At 38.3% G+C, this 18,203-nt stretch carries 18 protein-coding genes; 14 read left to right on the top strand and 4 right to left on the bottom strand.

From position 1 onward, the window contains the following. A complete protein-coding gene (locus LCX93_RS02455) occupies positions 1 to 228 on the bottom strand; it encodes a hypothetical protein (RefSeq protein WP_226068069.1) in 228 nt (75 codons plus the stop codon). 214 nt (positions 229 to 442) lie between these two features. Between LCX93_RS02455 and LCX93_RS02450 the strand changes: the two genes are divergently transcribed. From LCX93_RS02450 to LCX93_RS02385, 14 genes are read left to right on the top strand one after another with little or no spacing between them, the layout of a single operon-like run. After that, positions 443 to 973 carry a Uma2 family endonuclease gene (locus LCX93_RS02450; RefSeq protein WP_226068066.1) on the top strand — a complete coding sequence of 177 codons (531 nt, stop codon included), beginning with the start codon at positions 443 to 445 and terminating at the stop codon, positions 971 to 973. Positions 974 to 1,000: 27 nt separating this feature from the next. Continuing rightward, on the top strand, positions 1,001 to 4,486 hold the full coding sequence (locus LCX93_RS02445) for a LamG-like jellyroll fold domain-containing protein (RefSeq protein ID WP_226068064.1): 3,486 nt from the start codon (positions 1,001 to 1,003) through the stop codon (positions 4,484 to 4,486). Then, positions 4,483 to 5,109 carry a type II secretion system protein gene (locus LCX93_RS02440; RefSeq protein WP_226068055.1) on the top strand — a complete coding sequence of 209 codons (627 nt, stop codon included), beginning with the start codon at positions 4,483 to 4,485 and terminating at the stop codon, positions 5,107 to 5,109. The genes LCX93_RS02445 and LCX93_RS02440 overlap by 4 nt, the downstream gene beginning before the upstream one ends. Further along, entirely contained in the window at positions 5,106 to 5,999 is an 894-nt protein-coding gene (locus LCX93_RS02435; protein WP_226068053.1) for a type II secretion system protein, read from the top strand. The genes LCX93_RS02440 and LCX93_RS02435 overlap by 4 nt, the downstream gene beginning before the upstream one ends. Further along, the gene (locus LCX93_RS02430) at positions 5,999 to 6,460 is read left to right on the top strand and encodes a hypothetical protein (RefSeq protein ID WP_226068051.1); all 462 of its coding nucleotides are present in this window, start codon (positions 5,999 to 6,001) and stop codon (positions 6,458 to 6,460) included. Before LCX93_RS02435 ends, LCX93_RS02430 begins: the two co-directional genes overlap by 1 nt. Beyond that, positions 6,457 to 6,915 (top strand): prepilin-type N-terminal cleavage/methylation domain-containing protein, encoded by a 459-nt coding sequence (locus tag LCX93_RS02425; protein WP_226068049.1) that lies wholly within the window; start codon positions 6,457 to 6,459, stop codon positions 6,913 to 6,915. Before LCX93_RS02430 ends, LCX93_RS02425 begins: the two co-directional genes overlap by 4 nt. A gap of 45 nt (positions 6,916 to 6,960) precedes the next feature. Beyond that, entirely contained in the window at positions 6,961 to 8,436 is a 1,476-nt protein-coding gene (locus LCX93_RS02420) for a hypothetical protein (RefSeq protein ID WP_226068047.1), read from the top strand. 1 nt (position 8,437) lies between these two features. Next, positions 8,438 to 9,052 (top strand): hypothetical protein, encoded by a 615-nt coding sequence (locus LCX93_RS02415; protein WP_226068045.1) that lies wholly within the window; start codon positions 8,438 to 8,440, stop codon positions 9,050 to 9,052. Then, positions 9,049 to 9,387 (top strand): hypothetical protein, encoded by a 339-nt coding sequence (locus LCX93_RS02410; RefSeq protein WP_226068042.1) that lies wholly within the window; start codon positions 9,049 to 9,051, stop codon positions 9,385 to 9,387. Before LCX93_RS02415 ends, LCX93_RS02410 begins: the two co-directional genes overlap by 4 nt. After that, positions 9,384 to 10,955: a type II secretion system protein GspD gene (locus LCX93_RS02405; RefSeq protein WP_226068041.1), complete on the top strand. Its 1,572-nt coding sequence runs from the start codon at positions 9,384 to 9,386 to the stop codon at positions 10,953 to 10,955. The genes LCX93_RS02410 and LCX93_RS02405 overlap by 4 nt, the downstream gene beginning before the upstream one ends. Before the next feature lie 9 nt (positions 10,956 to 10,964). Further along, positions 10,965 to 11,750, top strand: coding sequence for an ATP-binding protein (locus LCX93_RS02400; protein WP_226068039.1), 786 nt, complete (start codon positions 10,965 to 10,967; stop codon positions 11,748 to 11,750). Then, complete coding sequence (locus LCX93_RS02395; RefSeq protein ID WP_226068037.1) at positions 11,743 to 12,636, top strand: tetratricopeptide repeat protein; 894 nt, start codon at positions 11,743 to 11,745, stop codon at positions 12,634 to 12,636. Before LCX93_RS02400 ends, LCX93_RS02395 begins: the two co-directional genes overlap by 8 nt. After that, positions 12,618 to 14,312 carry a GspE/PulE family protein gene (locus LCX93_RS02390; RefSeq protein ID WP_226068035.1) on the top strand — a complete coding sequence of 565 codons (1,695 nt, stop codon included), beginning with the start codon at positions 12,618 to 12,620 and terminating at the stop codon, positions 14,310 to 14,312. Before LCX93_RS02395 ends, LCX93_RS02390 begins: the two co-directional genes overlap by 19 nt. A gap of 1 nt (position 14,313) precedes the next feature. Further along, positions 14,314 to 15,552, top strand: coding sequence for a type II secretion system F family protein (locus LCX93_RS02385; protein ID WP_226068033.1), 1,239 nt, complete (start codon positions 14,314 to 14,316; stop codon positions 15,550 to 15,552). Between the two features lie 113 nt (positions 15,553 to 15,665). Here LCX93_RS02385 and LCX93_RS02380 read toward each other — a convergent pair whose 3' ends face one another. Genes LCX93_RS02380 through LCX93_RS02370 form a run of 3 tightly spaced genes read right to left on the bottom strand, consistent with a single transcriptional unit; the run spans position 15,666 to position 17,965 of the window. After that, positions 15,666 to 16,163, bottom strand: coding sequence for a type II secretion system protein (locus LCX93_RS02380; RefSeq protein WP_226068030.1), 498 nt, complete (start codon positions 16,161 to 16,163; stop codon positions 15,666 to 15,668). A 42-nt stretch (positions 16,164 to 16,205) separates the two neighbouring features. Continuing rightward, complete coding sequence (locus LCX93_RS12625) at positions 16,206 to 16,646, bottom strand: type II secretion system protein (protein WP_283949362.1); 441 nt, start codon at positions 16,644 to 16,646, stop codon at positions 16,206 to 16,208. A 56-nt stretch (positions 16,647 to 16,702) separates the two neighbouring features. Next, positions 16,703 to 17,965, bottom strand: coding sequence for an arsenic transporter (locus LCX93_RS02370; protein ID WP_226068027.1), 1,263 nt, complete (start codon positions 17,963 to 17,965; stop codon positions 16,703 to 16,705). Positions 17,966 to 18,203: the final 238 nt, after the last annotated feature.

Raw genomic sequence — 18,203 nt, 5'->3', positions numbered from 1 at the left:
TTACTTTTTTTCACACTTGCTTGCATTTGCTTTGATCAGTGCCAAGCGGGTGAGGACATGTCCAAACTCGGCATCTTCTTCTTCAAATTTTTTACGAAGTTCTGCTCTTTTTGCTTCTAAAATCTTTATCTGCTTCTCGACATCAGAAGGGTCTATCGCACATTTTTTTGCCGCTTCTGCCTCTTTTTCCAAAACCCAGTCCATCGCTTTTTTTAAAAATTCTACCATTATCAATCCTTTGTATTTGTTTACATGTAAGTATTATATACCTACTTTAATTAATTTCTGTTTACTATAAGGAAACATGAAAGTACCCAATAATACAATATATGCTATACTCAAGGCTAAAGAATATGAAGAGCACCTCCAATGCCATTAAGTTAAGAAATTCATGGCAGTAAAGGGCACCTCTAAAATTTAAGCTAGCAATGGAGCAGACATCATGCAAGCCATAGATAAAAACTTTTTCACATGGAATGATTATGTCACCTGGGAAGGCAGATGGGAGCTTATAAACGGCGAAGCATACGATATGTCTCCGGTACCTTACCCAAAACATCAGAGACTAGTCGGTAGAATTTATAGAGAGTTTAGCAACACGCTGGATTGTAAAGAGTGTGAAGTTTATATATCGCCGGTTGATTGGAAAATAGATGAGTACAATGTCGTCCAGCCTGATGTGGCTCTGTTTTGTGAAGAACCAAAAGAGCAGTATTTTTCCAAAACACCTCCCCTTGTTGTAGAAGTCCTCTCAAAATCAACGGCAAAAAAAGACATCAACGAAAAATTTTCCTTATATGAAAAAAACGGTGTAAAGTTTTATATGCTAGTGGAACCAAACAGTGAAATTGTCGATATTTTTGAGCTAAAAAACGGCAAATATGAGTTTCAAAAGAAGCTTACATGTAATGACAGCTATGCTTTTGAATTGGATAAATGCAGTTTGTCTGTCGATTTTAATAATGTTTTTTAACAGATAATAAGAATATGAGGATTTAATTTGCAAAGTTTTGGAAGATTTTTTCTTTTTCTAATACTGAGTTGTTCTTTAAGCTGGGGGGATATTTCTCTAAATGGTTACCTGCATCCTGGGGATAATGACCTCAGCAGTTTTACACCTTCTGAACCTCTGACAACAGATAATGATCACACGTATGATTACTACCTTAACAATCCCACAAAATTTTATTTAAGTGAAAACAGCGATATTACCGCGGTTGAGCTTATAAATGCTGCTGGCATTGACAGTGCTATTCGTGTCTATATTGATGGAAACCTTGTTGGCACAGGGGCAAGTGGAAGTGCTGTCATATCACTCGATACAACCCTCAGCCTTGCAAGTGGCTATCATGATATTGCTGTACGCGGCAGTTGTTATAATGGATTTGGCAACGAAACAGACTGTGGAAGCAGATCTGTCAGCGACATTGATGATTTTTATTTTAGCGGTATTACACTTCTTTCAGCACAAACATCCTCCGCCTATCATTTTATTCAAAGAAGACACACCGGGGATGACAATGATGATGATGACAACTATGATATAGATGATACTCAGTACAGCTATTATCCGGATGCCTTTGAAGCACAAAGTATTAGCTACAATATAAATGATGCCAATGGATATGCCGGATTTGAAATCTATCTCTCCCGAGTAAGAGACATCCATCAAAATGGAGTCAATAAGATTACTGTTTATGATACAGGTGGCAGTGTTATTGCCTCTTTTGATTTAAACAACTCTTCAACAGGTACTTTTGACTTTACTACTCTTTATGAAAACAATGTCAGCGGTATAGGCTCTGTTACTGTTTCAAGTGGAGATACAGGAAGCTTTATTGACGATATATCATTCGGTGAGCTTATTCTTATACCGCTTAGTTTTTCAGACCTGCAAGAGAGAAAAAAACCAATTATTGATTACCGCATGGATGAGTGTAGTTGGGACAATGATACTAATACCTATGAAATAAAAAACTATGGCACACTAGGCAATGATGCCAATGCAACGGCTCTCAATGATGCCAATGTTACGGATGGGGAAATTTATACCGGCGGTAACTTTATAGCGCCAAAACAAATTGTGCCACAAAATGAAATATCTTTATCTAATCAATATACAGTTACTACTTGGATTCAGTTTCCTTTAGATACAAATAACCATCAGAGTTATTCTTATTCATCTTGGTTTACAAGTTATGAAGAAAAATATTTCAACATTGCCGATAGAAATGGAGCATCTGATAGTTTTCTATTTTTTAAATACTACAGAACAAAAAATTTTTTTGGTACATGGAGTGCTTGGAAATGGGCTTGGTGTGTTGATGCACAAAATGGAACTCCAACCTGTAAAGATATAAATTTACCAAATAATTGGAACTTGGTTAGTTTTGTCAGTACAAATGGAGCAACAACACTCTACTTTAACGGCAATGCAGAAGACACTATCAATAATGCACTTGAAAATATACAATTGAATCGTATTGGAGCAAGTGATTTTTATGGAAATGGTGATGGAAACACCACAATTGGCGCGTCTATGGATGAATTTAAAATTTTCTCAAGAGTGTTAAGTCAAAATGACATTCAAACAATTTACAACAACGAAAATACCGGAAAAAATTATGACGGAACTGTCAGAGATGTTCCGCAATGCGGCGGCGGGAATCAGAACAACAACAAAACCACACTTTTTAATGCCGTCAGCTCTATTGGAGGCACTGCATGTAACGCGGTAGCCGACTGGGAGAACAACCTTACAACACAGATTGTCAACAACCCCTACGGTCTTTATATTCTTTCAAAAGATGCATTGACGCAGACTGCTCCAAGTGCGGCTGACATCACAAAAGTCACACTCAAATACTATGATGACGGAAACACTACAGACTGTGGAGGTAATCTTCTTGCCAATGTCGTAAAATGTGATGACGCAACCAGCACTACATGTAACGATACCAATGCGAGCGGTTGTGCTTATTATGCTGATATGACGATAGACCGTGCTGTAAAATGTGTCCAGGTTTACATAGAGGGAAGGGATCAAAACAATACCTCTTTGGATACAAACAGCTCTTACTCAAGTGACGACTATGCCGTACGCCCTGTAAAATTTACCCTGAATGTCACAACTTTACCTCTGGTGGCAGGTGCAGATTTTAACACTACTTTTCAGGCTTTGGATGCCAACGGCAACCCCTCCACAGACTATAATGAAACAAGGAACAGTTCTTTTAGAGTGGACGCAAATATTACAAAAAGCACATGTACGCTTGGAAACTTTACCATGGAAAATTTTTCATTTGCCAACGGACAAAAAAGCGATGTCAATGCAAGCTACAGTGAAGTCGGTGACCTTAATATCACGATAAAAGAGATCAACGGCAGTGAATTTGCCAAAGTAGATGCGGATGATACAAATGACAATCAAAGACTGATAGAACAAAATTCGACAACACTCTCCTTTGCACCGCATCACTTTTCCATCATAAACTATACTTTTACACGCAATAACCCTGATCAGGACTGGCGATACATGGCGAATGTCAATGATGCTAACATCAGCATCGCCTTTAATGTCCGGGCACAAAATGAGCAGAATCAGACAACACAAAACTTTGATGCCCTGTGCGCTGCAACAGATGTCGGCATAAAAATAGATCTCAACACAACGAATGATGATGCGAATGTAAGCTATTTTGAGCGTATAAACAACACTGCTACAACAGGACACGATAAAAATTTAAGCAATATGAACTTCAATGCTACAGTCAATGACAGCAACTTTAGCGCCGGAGACTCTACGCAGATAGAGTATGCCCTCAATGTCTACAGAGTCTTCAACACTCCAAAAGAACCTCGTACTATCACGGTCACAGAGGTAAATACAACCAGCAGTACCGTAATAAACAGGGGACTGACTCCGGAGAACAACAGCAGTAAATTTTACTATGCAAGGCTCTATACACAGGATCTGGCAACTTCCAAAACAGACGACAACATAACTGCAAAAGTATTGGTCTATGACTCCAATCCCAGCAATGGTTATGTGAATGGTTTTCAAGAAGAGTTGACACATTGGTATCACGATATAAATCATACAAACGAGAGTGAAGGGAATATAACAGACTTAAATGTATCAAATAGCACAATAAAAGACGGTAATGGCAATGATGGTATTATCGCAACAAATCTAGGGGTGAATAACGGTACTTTTACAATTAAGGTAAACCAAAGTAACACTCCACCTGACACTGCAACTCATTATATTCATCTAGGCATAGATAAATGGCTCTGGTATATACAGCCAGGCTTTGGAAATGACTATAACTATAGTGCTGGCAGCAGTTGCAGTGAGCACCCCTGTATCAAATACAATTTCAATACACAAAGCAGCGGAACCGGTGTCAGCAGCGGTAATGTCAACGGCGTCTCTTTTGATGCCAATGTCTCCAAAAACTCTCGAGGTATCAGGCTGTTACGATGAAAAAAGCATTTACACTTATAGAACTTATTTTTTCCATGGTTATCATCGCCATTGCTTTTTCCGTACTGCCCAAGATACTGCAACTCTCCATCAAATCATCTACAACCAGTTTAAAAGAAGAAGCCATGTATAATGCGGTAGCCTATGTCGGCTTGATTAAATCCACTGCCTGGGATGAAGAAAACACAAAAATCGATGATATATTGCTTGTTACTGCCGGCAACAGTGTCTATGACTGCAATCAAACAACAGGGTACAGAACAGGTGGTATGAAAGGCTCTCGGAACTGCTTTCATAAGAAGTATGCTTCTGCTCTTGGGTCTGACAGCAATGATTTGGACGATATGGATGATTTTATCACGCTCAATGCAAAAAATTCCAGCAGTTCACGTGACTATAACCTCAGTGTAACGGAAAACTATATAGATGACATTACACTCAGTGCAACCCAGTACACAATTACCTATCCTCCCAATGCCACCGATACTACCAATACAAAACTTATAACAGTGACCGTACAGGCAAATAAAAAAGGGAATGTCTTAGGCAACAGCTTTGTAAAAATTCCTTTTATTGCCCAAAATATCGGACAAATCAAAGTAAACAGAAGAGTATGGCAATGAGAAGAGCGGCAACCCTTATAGAGATGATATTTGTCCTTGTCATTATTTCTTTTTTGGCTACGGGTTCTTTCAAAGCGATGCAAGCGATTTTAGTACGTGAGTATAAAGCAAAACAGCTGACCAACCTCTCTTTGGAGTCTCAGATTGTCGTCAACCAAATCAGCAATTATTTAACCCAGCGCATTGTCTACAGCACCATTGGGTACAACCCCAATGATGGAAGTTTTGAATATATAGGCGATTTGACAAGCTCCAAACCTGTGCTTGAGTGGATAGGCAGAGCCAATGATGTATACCTTGAAAAAAAATACAGCGGTTTTTTTGACATGGCAAGCAAAACCGGGACAAAAGTCGCTTCATACGGTATAGACGGTACAGCCATAGATACAAACACCATTGCACTTATATTTGCAGGAAGTTTTGACCGTTCACAAAGTGACAGTGCAGATATAGCTTCGAGTTTCGGCTGGCATGAAAGCAGCAGAGATGACACCTATGATATCACAATAAGTGATCAAAATATCTCTCTTGACAATCCTGTCCCGCAATTTTTATATGAAAAATATTTTTTGGTTGAGAGCGCTTATGCAATTGCCAGAGGAGAAGATATCGACCAAAATGCCACCTGTATCACAGATCTTGGCTTAAAGAGTAAGGATGTCAACAGTACTCTTTTTCTCTTTTCAAACTACAGACCGTGGAAACAAGAAACATTTTGTGCAGACAAACAGGGCAACTCCAAGGTAGGAAATGTCTCTGTTTTGATGCAAAATATAGACGGCTTCAACTTCAGTGAAGTTGATTATACGATACGCATTCTTTTGGATGTCAACAAACCCATTCGCGGCGCCCGCCCGGTGCATTTTTCTAAAATGAAGGTGGTATTTTAATGCGTAGCGGATTTAACCTTTTAATGGCCATTTTCATCATTCTTCTTTTAGCCGGAGCAAGCGTACTGACACTCAAATACACCTCAATTTCTGCAAAACATTTTGCCGACAGCTACATAAAAGAGCAGGCGGAAATATTTTCTCAGAGTGTTTTGGAGACAACGATTTTAAAGATTGAGGGAACAGACAGAAGCACCGAGTGTCTCACACTCTTCAGCCTTGATTCGGCAGACGGCAAATTTACAGCAGATGTAAACATTTCAGCATATTATCTCTATGCAGATGACTATGACAGTGCAACCGGAACAAACTGCAACAGCGTCAAAAAAAGAATTCAGACAGAAGAGTCAAACGGATATGTTGTAATAAACATCACAGTACAGACAAACAGTGCCAATAAGAAGATAGGAGACTATATATCTCCTGTGAGAATCGTCACAAGGAGCTTGCAACGGCCATGAGAACACAAGCATATACACTTATAGAACTGATTTTTGTCATTATCATTATCGGCATCCTCTCAGGTGTCGGATTTTACTACTTTAAACCGCATTATCTGCAAAATGACCGTGATTTTTTAGAACTCCAACTCAACACAGTGCGATATGAAGGGATCAATTATGACAAAAGAAGTCCTTCGGGAAATATGGATTATTCTATAGGATGCATTGCACAAAGTGATTTTTTCACATCAAGAACAACTATTGACCAACATTATAAGGTACATGCTACTTTTACATTGACACCCAATGAAAACATTCTTTGCTTTGATACACTCGGACGTGTGCATAATGGAACAGACGGAAATAAAACAACACAGAACTCATTGTTCGCCAGTGATATTGTGATAACATTAGGTTACAATAATGAAGAAAAAAACATTACAATTGACCACTTCAGCGGCGACTTAAGGTAACCTAATTCATATTTGGTTATAATAAGAAGAAAATAGGATTGGTTTTTGACTGAAAAAATGATTGTTCTTCTTGACAATGAACATACTGTTATTTATGATGGACAAAAACCTGTTTTTGATACAACAAACAAAAATCCTGAACTTTTTACTGCAGTTGCCATTCCTCTGAAGTATATTCACTCTTTTTCTTTTAAAATTGCCAATACTCTCAGCGATGATGAACTCGCAATGAAAACAGAACTCAAAATGTACAAAGAGGGTGGACTTGATGTACAAAAAGAGTATCGCATTGACTTTATCAAGTATGAGCTTGACCATGAATATCTCATCGAAGCTTTTGCTTTGTCTGTCGATGATTTCAATCACTATCTTGCAGACTTTTCTTATAAAATAGATGTCGTAGATTTTGCCTTCCCCCGTTTTTTGGCATATGAGGCACTCTATAAAACAGAAGAAACAAAAAAATCCAATGATTTGTATATCTACATCAGCGATGACGAAGCTTTTGGAGCCATTTACCAAAACGGAAAATATATCGGTCACAGAATTATCAACTCTTTAAATGCCATTTCCAAACGGACAGGACTCGAACTTGTCAAACTCAAAGAGTATTTGAAAGAGAAAGGCTTCAAGCGTGAGAACTACGGGCTTGAAGAGACATTGATTTTAGATACCGTCATTGAAGTCTTTTCAAAAGATATAGAAAAAATTGTCTACTCCATCAACCATAAACGCGGTCTTTTCGGATTGACCGGTATAGACAGAGTTGTCATAGATTTTGAAGGGCACACCCTCGAAGGCATAGAAGATTTTTTCTCTCAATATGGCTTTGAACCTGTTATAAAACCTTTGACACACCAGATACAACAGGCAACACCTTCTCTTTCTGTCTTGCTTGAGTATATCTTTGGGTTGCATCAGGGAGCAGATTTTCATCAGGTGAATTTAACACACCTTGAAAGAAAAAAACCGCTGACACAGTATACCGGCTTTCGCTATCTTGTTGAAACACTTACCACAATTGTTTTGCTTTTGGGCATCGGTATCTTTGTCAGTTACTATCTCAACCAACAGCAGGAAAAAATCACCCTCCTTGAAGTCAAAGCAAAAGAGCGAAAAAAGAAGATAGAAGACTTTTCTCTTCGTCTCAAAAAGATCAAAAAGAAAAATGATCAGCTGCTCAAAGAAAAAGAAGGGCTTGAAGACAAAATATTTGTGTATGAAACGACCTTCAGAGTTATTCCTATGATAGGACAAATTGGCATAAAACGGCAAAAAATGATGAATGATATTTTAAGAGTACTTAAAAAGTACCGCTTGAGTGCCTCCTCTCTATTTCAAAAAGATGAAAAAAGATTTGAGATTCAACTCATATCGCAATCCGGCACAAGAGGTAATATTTCCAAGTTTATGCATGATCTTATAGAACTGGGATATAAAAATGTTATGACAAAAGATATTACTTATGAAGACGGTGTCTATACAAGTAAAATCTATATCAGTGTAAAAGAAGTTGAGTAGTATGCTAAGAGATAAATTTGAAGAGATAGAAAATTTAGATTCCAGAAAAAAAACTGGCATATATATTGCTATTCCTTTGATACTGTTCGCTCTTTTTTACTTTTTGTTTCTTTCCTCTGCCCTGGATGAGTTTGATGCCAACCAAAAAAAGACAGAGGCACTGCAAGAAGAGTTAAACAAACCGACTCTTCGGCTGCTTCTGGCAAAAACAGTTCGTTTAAAAAAAGAGATTGTAAAAAACAAAACAGCAATTGAGCAAGACAGAGAACAGTTGAATTATTTTCAGCATAAACTGGATTCAAAAAGTTTTCTGTTTATCTCCAAAAAGTCAATCAGTCTCTTTTTGGATAAACTCTTAGATAATTCTTTGCACAAAGGTGTCTTGATTCAAGCCATTACTCTGCATAATGAGAACAAACCCTACATAGGGAATTTAAAACTGAAAAAGGTCATCGATGTCAATGCCAGCGGACGATTTTTAAATGAACTCTCTTTTTTGCGCAGTGTAGAAAAAAGTACCATGCTGATAAAAGTTGAGAACCTGCACATTTTTTTGCAAGAAACAAATCAACCGCTTTTCTCTTTTGAAGTAAAGTTTTATGGAGTTGAGAAATGAAAAAAGTGATTTTAGCCTGTCTGTGTTTTCCTTTTTTATATGCAAATTCTCTGCCCCTTGTCAAATATGATCCTTTTTACAAAAGTCAAAAAATACTGCATACACACCATGCCAACAAAAGGCGGAGCAACTCTTTTGTGCTCAGTGCAATTTACAATAACCGTGCCTTTGTCAACAACAGATTTTATACTGTCGGAGAAAAAATCCAGGGCTATAAAATAAAGAAAATATATAAACAATCCGTTGTTTTGCAAAACCGCAGCCACCTAAAAATACTGCATTTGCAGAAAAACCACCTTATCCAAATCAAACAAGCAAAAAGAGACGAAAAATGAAAATAATACTTTTACTGTTCCTCGCACATACCCTGTTTGGAGCCACTGTTTGTGAAAACCAGCTCTTCTCACTCAGTGCCTACAAACAAAAACAAAAAAGTGCTATAGAAGTCACTTCTATTTTAAAAGAGTTGAGTGCTACATGCAAGCTCTCTGTTGTATTCAATGATGACGTATCCAAAAAAATGCTTCATAAAAAACTGGATTATGTCAATATTAACAACTATACTTTTGAGCAGTTTTTAGACTTTTTGTTTAATGAGGCAAATCTTTTTTATACCTATGAGCCTACAAAAAATACCTTGGAAGTACAATACCTAAAAACTAAAACCTTCAACATAGACTATATATATTTGAGTGAACTGAGCAGTGAAAGCAGCAAGTCTATTACGACCGGTGCAGCAGGAAATGCAAACGCTACCGGAAACAGTGGAGGAGCCGGCGGAGGAGCTGGTGGATTTGGCGGCGGTGGCTTTGGCGGCGGCGGTGGTGCCGGTGGAAACAGCGGAGGACAAAACAGCGGAAATTCATCCTCAAACGATTATACCATCATCCGTTCAAAATCAAAATTTACTTTTTGGGACAACCTGCACAGCAATATTTTAAAGCTCTTTCACAAAAAAGAGAATGTAAGAATTTTCATCAACAAAGATGCCTCTCTTTTAACCATCACCACGACAAAAAAGAACCTGGAAAAGGTGGACAGATATCTTAATGTTTTACTGAAAAAAATGCACAAACAGGTGGCCATAGAAGCCAAAATCATAGAGCTTACCTATGATGACAGTTCCTCTACCGGTATCGACTGGAGTAAGCTTGATTTGTCTTTAAGCGGAAGCATCACTAATGACCCGGGGGCTGCCGGAGCAACGCTTTTAAACAAACCCACATACAATCTGGCTTACAGTTTTTCTACAACAAAATTTTTAAAATATTTAAAAACATACGGAGACATCAAGGTCCTCTCCAACCCAAAAGTTGTCACAATGAACAACCAGCCTGCTGTTATCAATGTAGGAGAGCAACTCTCTTACAAGTTCCAGACAGGTTCCGTGACAACAACAGGAGGCACAGCGGCCGGAACCAATACTTTTTCTGTCGGTTCTACCTTTATAGGTGTTACGCTTTATGTTATTCCCGAAGTCAGCGAAAACAATGAAATCATTATGAAAATAAACCCTGTGGTTTCCAAGCTCGCTGACAACACCTCCACAACAAATACCGCTTCAAGTGCTACACGGGAGATTCCGCCTGATACAAAAATAAAGCAGATGACCTCTATTGTACGTATAAAAAACAATGAAAAAATAGTCATTGGCGGGCTTGTCAGCATCACAAAAGGCGGTTCTTCTGTAAAAGTACCTCTTTTGGGAGATATCCCTTTCTTTGGATCTCTCTTTAATTATAAAGAGAAGATAAAACAAAAAACAGAGATGTTTATTATCATACAGCCCCATGTTGTGACTACAAAAGCTATGCCGTCGCTCAGAGACATTGATTTAAAAGACCCGTTTTTTCAATCGACTTTTGACAAAAACAGCACCAATGGGAATGAAACCAATGAGTAGGTTTGCAAAATGAACTATTTAGAACTTGCTCAGTGTTTTGAGGAGCAGATTGACGCTACACACTATCATCAAAACAGTGAAGTGCTCCATATCAAAAACACCATAGAGAGCATCTTGAGCAACAACACAAAACAGCTGCTTTTTTTGACAGGAGAACCAGGTGTCGGGAAAAGTGCTTTTTTGCATTATATAGAGGAGCAGTTCTCTTATGACATTATCAAATTTGACATTCCTTTTTTGGAACCTATTGATTTTGTAAAAATTTTAATTCAAAAAACAGAAACAGAAGTTGCCAACTACTCCCTCGAAGAGCTCATCAAACAGGTAATCTCTTTATACCAGAATTCAAACTATATTGTAGTGCTTGATGAAGCACAGCTGCTCTCTAAAGACATGATTGAAATCATTCGGATTCTGGCAGACTCCAAAGCATTCTGGTTTATACTCGCTATGCATGAGCATGAGTCACAAAAGATACTCAAAGAGCCGCAGTTTGCTTCAAGACCGCATAAAGTCCTTAAGTTACAAAATATCTCTATTGGGGAATCCAAAGAGTATATTTTTACAGAACTCGAAAATAAAAATGCCTCTATGCTTGCCAATGAAATTATAAAAAAGCACATAAAAACTATATACAAACTGAGTAAAGGCAATATGCGTGTACTCAAAAAACTTCTCTATACCTCTTTTTTACTTATAGATTATGCACAGAAAAATGATAAAGAGCGCTACAAAAACTTTAACAAATGTATCCTGACAATGGCGGCAATTGATAATGGAGTAATCAATGCATAATTTTGATGACCTTCAAAAACGTTGTAAAATATATACAATTAAAAAAAATTTGACCTATCTGTTGATTTTGATTCTTTTTTTAGTCCTGACTCTTTATCTTTACAACCTCACTGATGTAAAAGCAAGCAAAAAAAACAATGAAAACAAAACTATAACAAGCAGCCACCTTATAAAAAAGCCGGCAGTAAAAAAAGAAAAAAAACACCCTGTTGTCATAAAAGAGTCAAAAAAACTTGAAACAAAAGCAAAAAAATACTCTTTACAGTTTTTGGTAGCATCTCCACGATACATAAACAGAATCAAAAAAGAAAAAAAATATCTGGAGACTCTTGGTTTTAGTAATTGCAGACTGCAGCAATCTGCTGTTTACATACATCTTACATGTAATGAATCAGACACGCTCCAAGACCTTGATCCCTATATAGAACTGGCAAAAAGAAAAAAACTGGACTATGTTATCCGGGCACAAAACAATGATGCCCTGCAGCAAGAAACAGTGCCAGAAAAAAAAGAGAAAGCCAAAAAAGCAGTTCCGCCGTTGCAAATACAAAAAACAGCACAACAAACTGCACTCCCAATGATCAAAGTACAAAATGCTGATACACAGGAGCTTCAAAAGAGATTTGCACAGACTCCAAATTATGCCGTAGCGCTTGTTATAGCACGCAACTATTACGAAGAAGGCAACTACAAAAAAGCAATAGTATGGGCAAAAAAAGCAAACCAGCTTAACAAAAGTGATGCAGGGTCCTGGATTATTTATGCAAAATCTCTTTATGCACTGCACCAGGATGCAAAGGCAAAGCAATTGTTACATATATATTTACAGTATGAAAATTCGGATGCAGCGCAAAGTCTGTTGAAACAATGGGAGCATACGCAATGATAAATAAAAAGATAAGACTCGGTGACCTGCTGATTGAAAAAGGATATATCACACAGGAACAGCTTGAATCTGCTCTGGCAAAACAAAAAGAGCTTAACTTTACAAAAAAACTCGGTGAAATTTTTATTGACGAGGGATATATTTCACAAAAAGAATTGCTTAAAATGCTTGCGACACAACTCAAAATTGATTTTGTCGACCTTTTTGGCGAAAAAATTGATTTTGAAAAAATTGTTGCAAGATACCCGATAAATTTACTAAAAGTCGCCCATGCCATTCCTTTTAAAGAGGATGAAGATTTCATTTATATAGCAACCAGTGACCCTCTCAACTATGATGCTTTGGAAAATTTAGAAAGAAGCATATCCATCAAACCGATGAAAATTTCTTTGGCCTACGAAGATGACATCAATGTTATTTTCAAAAGAATAGAGACGCTGAAAAAAACCAAAGTCCTTATAGATGAAGTAAAAAAAGAGTTACAGACAGAGGGATTAAAAAAAGAGGGAGAAGACAGTGCGGTCATGCGGCTTATTCGACTGCTCATCAGCGATGCTATTGCAAAAAGAGCCAGTGATATCCACATAGAACCCGAAGACAATGACAGAATGATAGTACGCTCCCGTATAGACGGCGTTTTATTTGAAAATTTTATTTTTGATATGGAAATCTACCATGCCATCTCTTCTCGTATCAAACTTTTAGGCAATATAGATATATCCGAAAAGCGGGTTCCCCAGGATGGAAGATTCTCTTTGCACCTTTTTGAGAAGGCCTATGATTTCAGACTCTCCACCACTCCGACTATCTTTGGCGAATCTATCGTTATGAGAATCCTCGACAGAGAAAAAGTTCTTTTAAAACTCGAAGATTTGGGCTTTGCCGATGAAAATCTTGAAGCATTTAATAACCTGATTACCTCGCCTCACGGTATCTTGCTTATTACCGGACCTACCGGTTCTGGTAAAACAACCACTCTGTATGCAGCACTCAATGAGATAAAAAGCATTTCAAACAAGGTAATGACAGCAGAAGATCCGGTTGAGTACAGACTCCCTCTTGTACAACAAATCCAGGTAAACGAAAAAACAGGACTCACTTTTGCAAGAGCAATAAAATCTTTTTTACGCCAGGATCCCGACATTATACTCATCGGGGAGATTCGTGACAGTGAAACACTTGATGCCGCCTCGCAGGCTGCCCTTACGGGACACCTCGTACTCTCAACTTTGCATACCAATGATGCTCCGGGAGCCATTCCGAGAATGGTACAGATGGGGCTGAAACCCTACCTGATTTCAGATTCTCTGATCGGTGTTGTAGGACAGCGTCTTGTAAGAAAAATTTGTCCCTACTGCAAGCATGAGGTAAAAATACAAAAATCCCAGCTTCCTAAAGTGGAAAAATACATTCAACCCGATGCTGTGGTCTATGAGGGAAAAGGGTGTTCAAAATGTGATTTTACAGGATACTTTAACAGAACAATGATTTCAGAAGTTTTTGTTCTTGATGAAGATACCGCAAAACTTATATCTGAAAATGCGAACAAAATAGTTTTGGCTGAATATGCCCAAAAACAGGGAAAATACAAGCCTATGATTTATGACGGAATGAATAAGGTACTCAAAGGAATAACAACTATTGCCGAAGTGCTGCGTGTAACCAAGGAACACTAGGGTGAAGTATTTTAAAATTGATTACAAATTTGGGAAAAAACGCTCCTCCATTGTCCTCGAAGCAGCAAACAAAATCGAAGCAATGGAGAAGTTTTTTGAAATGGAACTTGGCGTTCTTGTAAAAATTCAAGAGACTTCAAAACCACTTGAACAGTCATTTCAAGACCTTTTGGCAAAATACAATGATCCTGTCGGCAAGAAAAAAGTTGATCAGGAGAGGCTCATAGCACTGCTCGATCAAATGGCAATCATGCTTGATGCAGGACTCCCACTCAACTATACCTTAAGCGAAGTAACAAAACACCAGGAAGACAAAGCCCTCAAAGCCATATTTGAAAAAGTTTTAAACGACATAGAGAGTGGAAAAGGTTTTTATGCTTCCGTACTTCCGTTTCAAGAGCAGCTTGGAAGACTCACTGTTGCCATGATTCAGCTTGGTGAGGAGACCGGACAAATCGCCGAATCACTCACACATCTCACCGATATCCTCCAGGATATTCTGGACAACCGAAAAAAATTCAAAAAAGCCACACGCTATCCACTTGTCATCGTGACAGCCATGGGTATCGCCTTTAGTGTTGTGACAATTTTTGTCATTCCCCAGTTTAAGTCTATCTTTGAAAGCTCACAAATGGAACTGCCTCTGCCGACAAAGTTTTTACTCTGGCTGGAGTATGCTTTGCGTGTATATGGTCCTTATATTCTTGCAGGTGCTGTACTTTTGGCGATTACTATTTCTTACATGTACAAAAAGAGTGACAAAGTCCATATGTTTTTGGATAAACTTATACTCAAAATTTACATTATCGGCAAAGCAACTTTTTTTGCAATGATCAGTCGTTTTGTCTATGTTTTCAGTGTACTTGTCAAAGCTGGGATTCCCATGCTTGAAGCCCTGCGCATAGCCTCCGGAATTATAGACAATGTATACATCAAACAAAAAGTAGACAAAATTGCCAGTGCTATCGAAGAGGGAAAAAGTCTGAACCAGGGTTTTGAAGAGACAGAACTTTTTGAAAATATGGTTGTTGAGATGATAAAAGCGGGTGAAACCGGTGGCGGTTTGGATAAAATGCTGCAAAAAGTTGTCAAGATTTACAAAGACAGATTCAGCTATATTGTCGATAATATTGCTACACTCATAGAGCCTATACTGCTCGGGGCTATTGCAGGATTTGTCTTAATGCTCGCACTTGGAATTTTCCTGCCGATGTGGAACATGGTCGATATGGCGAACTAAAGGAGTCAGAATGGATATAGAAACAGGAAGCATCGGCATTGCCATTGTAAGTGCATTTATACTTGGATTTGCTTTGTGGATTATACATAAAATGTCAAATTTATAAGAAAGTTCTATCCCTCTGTAAGTATAAAAGTACCGTTTACATCATTGTATTCCCAATGGTCTGTACTGTCAGGTTTGTCACTGCCGTTTTCGCCAACACCGCTGTTAGTGCTTGATGCCGGTCCGTGGTAGTTGTTGTTTGCCGTGCAACTCCATTTTGCATCTACACTGGCCGGATTTTTCAGCAGATACTTAAAAGCCTGGGAATTTGTTGCTGCACACTCACCCAGTTTTTTAGGGTATCCGTTGTCACAGTCAAATAATGCATCACTCCCGTTATTGCAGTCTATACTGTTTCCGTTCCCCCAGCTGAATGTACCTTCCGCTGTTATCCATTCTGCATGAATATCATCAAGTGCAGACTGCACCGTCGCAGCCGTTGCCATCTCCGAAGAGATTTTGGCATTTGAAGAGAGGTGACTAAATTTTGGTATAGCAACTGCGGCTAAAACACCGATGATTACAATAACAAAAATTAGTTCTATGAGTGTAAATGCTTTTTTCAAATAAGCCCTTTATAAAGAAAGAAGAGCTTTTGCTCTTCTTTCTTAAAAATCAACATTTTGAATATAGGTACCAGTAGTATTTAAATCTTTTTGACATTTCTCTTGAGTTTTTGCATCACTAAAATTTGAACAAATTATTGTCAAAGATGCATTTCTGTCTGACCCGTTATATACAATACGGGCAACATTATTACTGCCGCCATCATCACTGTAGTTTGCATCTGTACTGCTTACAGTCCAGTTTTTACCATTTAAACTAATTAAATCAGTCAGCACAACATTTGATGTATTGCCTTCTAAGTCAACTCTGTTTACAAATGTGCTAGGAATAGATGCAAATGCATCCGTTGCCACTTTTATCACACTAGCAGATTCTGCACTCTGTTTCAAGTTTTTAAATTTCGGAACAGCTACCGCTGCCAACACACCAATGATCACAATTACGAAGATGAGCTCTATAAGAGTAAAACCGCTTCTTTTCATACTACTTCCTTGCATTAATTTAACATACTATTATATCGGCTTAGAATTAAAAAAACTTAAATTAATCCCAAAAGTGCGATAAATAAAACAGGAGGTGTTACAATTACCCCTACTTTCATATACTCACTCCAGCCGATTTTTACCCCTTTTTGCGCGAGTACATGTAACCACAGCAGTGTTGCGAGGGAGCCAATGGGTGTCATTTTCGGTCCAAGATTTGCTCCCAGTATATTGGCATAGACAAGCGCTTCATTCCCGACATATCCGACTTTGTCTATGGCAATGTCCATTATCATAATCGTCGGCATATTGTTCATCACAGAACTTATAATGGCCGAGAGAAATCCTGTACCGATGATGGCCAGTGTCTCTCCCTGTCTGTTTAACGCTTCAATCCACTCAGCCACCATATCTGTCAGCCCTGCATTTTTCAACCCGTACACAACAACATACAGTCCGATACTGAACCATACCACCTGCCAGGGTGCGGCTTTGATTGTCATAATCGGCTTAACCGCTTTGTAATGGTTTGCAATTGCCAAAAAGAGCAAAGCACCTCCAAGCGCAAAGAGAGAAACAGGCAGATGCAGTATATCGCCTATGAAGTATCCCACCATCAAGAGCGCCAAAAAGATCCATGAAATTTTAAACATTATTTGGTTTTTAATGACAGAAGATGCTTCGGGCAGCATCTGCACCTTTACATGTAAAGGAATATCCTTTCGAAAATAAACCCATAAAACAACGATGGAAGCAAAAATACTCAAGAGATTCGGCAGGAACATATTTTTGGCATATTCGACAAAACCTATATCAAAGTAGCCTGCTGTCACGATATTTGTGAGGTTTGAAATTACAAGCGGGTTTGAAGCGGCATCGCCTATAAAACCGCCCGCCATTAAAAAGGCAAAAATCGGCAAGGGTTTCATTTTCAGGTATTTCATCTTTGCCAGCAAAATCGGTGTCAAAATCAAAGCAGCACCGTCATTGGCAAAAAAGGCTGCCACGACCGCACCCAAAAGTAAAATATAGACAAACATTTTATTGCCGCTGCCACCGCTTAATCGTGCCATTTTAATGGCTGCCCACTCAAAAAAGCCTATTTCATCCAACACCATGGAAAGAATGATAATACCTATAAAAGAGAGTGTCGCATCCCAGACTATATCTATAACTGTGAGCACATCATCAAAACTCACTATGCCCAGCACTATGGCGACGAGAGCACCTGTAACTGCCGTTGTTCCTATTTGCAAGCCTCTGGGCTGCCAGATAATAAAAACCAATGTCACTAAAAACAAACCAAATGCAAGTATCATACTTCACCTTTTATACTATTTTATACTGTTGTTATAGCCCTGTCAATCTCAGCCCGCACTGAAGTACGGGTTCCAAAAACATCTCGGAATCGGTACTTTAGTGCCGACTGTTCTTACTTTCATTCCACTCTCGCCCGCACTAAAGTACGGGTTCCGAAATATACTGGCTTTTCGCATCGGTACTTTCTACGCTTTTGTGGAAGTATAACGAAATAAAATCTATAAATCAATATATCTT

This window comes from Sulfurimonas sp. SWIR-19 (assembly GCF_020410885.1).
Lineage (GTDB): Bacteria > Campylobacterota > Campylobacteria > Campylobacterales > Sulfurimonadaceae > Sulfurimonas > Sulfurimonas sediminis.
The sequence above is the reverse complement of the archived record's forward strand: the minus strand, read 5'-3'. Positions and strand labels throughout refer to the sequence as shown.

Excerpts from the sequence above, each read along its gene's own strand:
- LCX93_RS02425 (WP_226068049.1), top strand. The coding sequence starts at position 6,457 with ATGAGAACACAAGCATATACACTTATAGAACTGATTTTTGTCATTATC.
- LCX93_RS02395 (WP_226068037.1), top strand. The coding sequence starts at position 11,743 with ATGCATAATTTTGATGACCTTCAAAAACGTTGTAAAATATATACAATT.
- LCX93_RS02390 (WP_226068035.1), top strand. The coding sequence starts at position 12,618 with ATGGGAGCATACGCAATGATAAATAAAAAGATAAGACTCGGTGACCTG.
- LCX93_RS02430 (WP_226068051.1), top strand. The coding sequence starts at position 5,999 with ATGCGTAGCGGATTTAACCTTTTAATGGCCATTTTCATCATTCTTCTT.
- LCX93_RS02415 (WP_226068045.1), top strand. The coding sequence starts at position 8,438 with ATGCTAAGAGATAAATTTGAAGAGATAGAAAATTTAGATTCCAGAAAA.
- LCX93_RS02440 (WP_226068055.1), top strand. The coding sequence starts at position 4,483 with ATGAAAAAAGCATTTACACTTATAGAACTTATTTTTTCCATGGTTATC.
- LCX93_RS02410 (WP_226068042.1), top strand. The coding sequence starts at position 9,049 with ATGAAAAAAGTGATTTTAGCCTGTCTGTGTTTTCCTTTTTTATATGCA.
- LCX93_RS02450 (WP_226068066.1), top strand. The coding sequence starts at position 443 with ATGCAAGCCATAGATAAAAACTTTTTCACATGGAATGATTATGTCACC.
- LCX93_RS02370 (WP_226068027.1), bottom strand. The coding sequence starts at position 17,965 with ATGATACTTGCATTTGGTTTGTTTTTAGTGACATTGGTTTTTATTATC.
- LCX93_RS02435 (WP_226068053.1), top strand. The coding sequence starts at position 5,106 with ATGAGAAGAGCGGCAACCCTTATAGAGATGATATTTGTCCTTGTCATT.
- LCX93_RS12625 (WP_283949362.1), bottom strand. The coding sequence starts at position 16,646 with ATGAAAAGAAGCGGTTTTACTCTTATAGAGCTCATCTTCGTAATTGTG.
- LCX93_RS02405 (WP_226068041.1), top strand. The coding sequence starts at position 9,384 with ATGAAAATAATACTTTTACTGTTCCTCGCACATACCCTGTTTGGAGCC.
- LCX93_RS02455 (WP_226068069.1), bottom strand. The coding sequence starts at position 228 with ATGGTAGAATTTTTAAAAAAAGCGATGGACTGGGTTTTGGAAAAAGAG.
- LCX93_RS02400 (WP_226068039.1), top strand. The coding sequence starts at position 10,965 with ATGAACTATTTAGAACTTGCTCAGTGTTTTGAGGAGCAGATTGACGCT.